Raw genomic sequence first — 2661 nt, 5'->3', positions numbered from 1 at the left:
AATGCAGTCGCTTTATTACCGGCAAGCAGGTTATCGGGCATATCACCCGACTGCGGCAGGCCACGGTGCCTGCCACTCTGAACTCAGACGGTGAGACCCCCTCCCGCTCTTCACATACTCATTTTATCGACAAAGCTACAAGGGAAATCCAATGTACAGTGGTTTAAATCATATTTATCGTCTGGTCTGGGATAATGTCAGGGAAGCCTGGGTGCCGGTATCAGAGCACTGCAAAAGCTGTGGCAAAGGTGTGGCACGTCGTGCGGCACTGACAGGGAAGTTGTCGATACTGGCGGTGGCGGTGCTTCCCGGGGTGGTGAATGCGTTCACTGCTGAAGTGGATACGGGTATAACTGTGACCGGAGAGACTGTGGACGCAGGTACGCAGAATATTAATAATGGCGGTACTGCGTCAGCAACCACAGTTAGTGCCGGGGGCATTCAAAACGTTAATAATGGTGGTGCGTCAATAGGGACGACTATTATTACCGGTACTCAAAACGTTAATAGTGGCGGTGTAGCGACGGGGACCAGATTCTATCATGACGGTGATGGCGGTGATGCTCTTGATGGGGGCACTCAAAACGTCAACGACGGTGGTATTTCCAATGACACTTTTGTTGGTTGGTATAGTGTGCAAAATGTCTATGCCGGCGGCGTTGTTAACAACACCGAAATTGGTGGTACGGGCACCCAGAACATTAACGGCGGCACGGCGATAGGTATTTCTAGCTACAACGGCACTCAAAACGTCAATGACGGTGGTGTAGCATACGACACTATTCTCGATGGTTCGAGTAGACAAAACATCAACAGCGGTGGCGTAGTATACGACACCACGATTAGGTGGGGCACTCAAAACGTCAATGGCGGTGTAGCATCCGGCAATATTCTCAATCAGACAGATTCTACACAAAACATCAACAACGGCGGTATAGCGAATGACACTACTGTTAAAGGTGGCGTTCAACATGTTAATTCCGGCGGTATAGCGAATGACACTACTGTTAATGGTGGCGCTCAACATGTTAATTCCGGCGGCATAACGAATAACACCGTTATTATCGGTGGGTCTTCGTATGTCAGCAACGGCGGCATAACTAATGGCACCATTGTTAATGGCGTGTGGGAACAAGTCTTGTCCGGCGGCACAGCCAACGGCACTACCGTAAACAATACAGGTTTGCAAGCTGTTGAAATTGGTGCGGTTGCCAATGACACAATCGTTAACGCGGGTGGCCTGCAAGAAGTCCGCGGCGGTACAGCCAATGGTACGACAATTAACGCTACAGGCTTACAAAAAGTCTTCAACGGCGGCATAGCCAATGACACCATAATTAATGCTGGCTTGCAAACTATTGAAAGTGGCGGCGTGGCTAACACTACCACTGTTAATGAGGGTGGCAAACAAGAAGTTAAAACGGGTGCCACAGCGAACGACACAACCGTTAACACCGGTGGGATGCTGGATATTGCCGCAGGCGCAACAGCTTCCGGTGTCATTCAAAGCAGTGGTGCTGCGCTTGTTACGAATACCGATGCCACCGTCAGTGGCACGAATGCATTGGGTACGTTCACCATCGATGCGGCAACGCATACCGCCAGTAATGTCCTGCTCGAGAATGGCGGGCTTTTCTCAATCAACTTCGGCGGCTTAGCCTACGACACTACTGTTAATAACGGAGGAGAGGCTGATATTAATCTTGGTGGTATAGCGTTAGGCACGACCGTTAACACTGGTGGGCTGGTCGACGTTAACGGAGGTGGCACCGCGTTCGACACTATTGTTAATACCGGAGGAACAGTTAACGTTAACTCCGGCGGTTTGGTCTCGGATCTGACTGTCAACGGTGGAGCAGGCTACATCTACACCGGTGCTACCCTGGGTGGTGATGTGTCCGTCACGTCCGGTGGTCAGTTAACGGTGACTGCGGGCGCAGTGACTGACAGTGCAAATATGACCCTGTCGGATTCCGGTGCACTGTATCTGGACAACACCTCAGCAGTCAGTGGCAGCAATACGCAGTACAATATGGGTGCCATGGCCATGGATGGCGGCAGTGTTCACTATGAACAAAGTGGCTACGCTGACCTGACCATGACGAGTCTGGAGGGGACGGGAGCATTTTATATGAACACCGAAGTCGCGACGCTGCAGAGCGACACCCTGACAGTGACGGGCGAGGCTAACGGCGACTTTGATGTGTTTATCGCCGATACCGGGGTGAGTCCGACGTCAGACAGCAGCATGCAGATGATACAGACCGGTGGCGGTGATGCGGAATTCAACCTGGCCAACAATGGCGGTGTCGTGGATGTGGGGACCTACCAGTATTATCTGGTGGACAATGGTAATGACACCTGGTCGCTTGCCCCGACCCCGGTAGAGCCTACACACCCTATTGAGATTGTGCCACCTGTCCCGACGCATCCTATTGAGATCGTGCCACCGACAGAGCCGGTAGATCCGCCGGTAGAGCCAGTTGAGCCACCAACAGGACCGGTAGATCCGACTGAGCCGGTAGAGCCAGTTGAGCCACCAACAGGACCGGTAGATCCGACTGAGCCGGTAGACCCGACAACCCCACCAGTGGTCCCGGTAGAGCCAGCACCGCCGTCAGAAATGACGATATCGCCAAGTACGGCAGCGGTGCTTTCCAT

1 protein-coding gene is annotated in these 2661 nt (G+C 52.6%); it reads left to right on the top strand.

Going from position 1 to position 2661, the window contains the following annotated elements:
• Nucleotides 1-151: 151 nt before the first annotated feature.
• Nucleotides 152-2661: pertactin-like passenger domain-containing protein (locus tag EC843_RS24410; RefSeq protein ID WP_208111342.1), on the top strand; the 2510-nt coding region annotated here is incomplete at its 3' end.

It is taken from the genome of Buttiauxella sp. JUb87 (genome assembly GCF_004361975.1).
Taxonomy (GTDB): domain Bacteria; phylum Pseudomonadota; class Gammaproteobacteria; order Enterobacterales; family Enterobacteriaceae; genus Buttiauxella; species Buttiauxella ferragutiae.
Note: the sequence above shows the minus strand (reverse complement) of the source record. Positions and strands in the feature narration are given on the sequence as shown.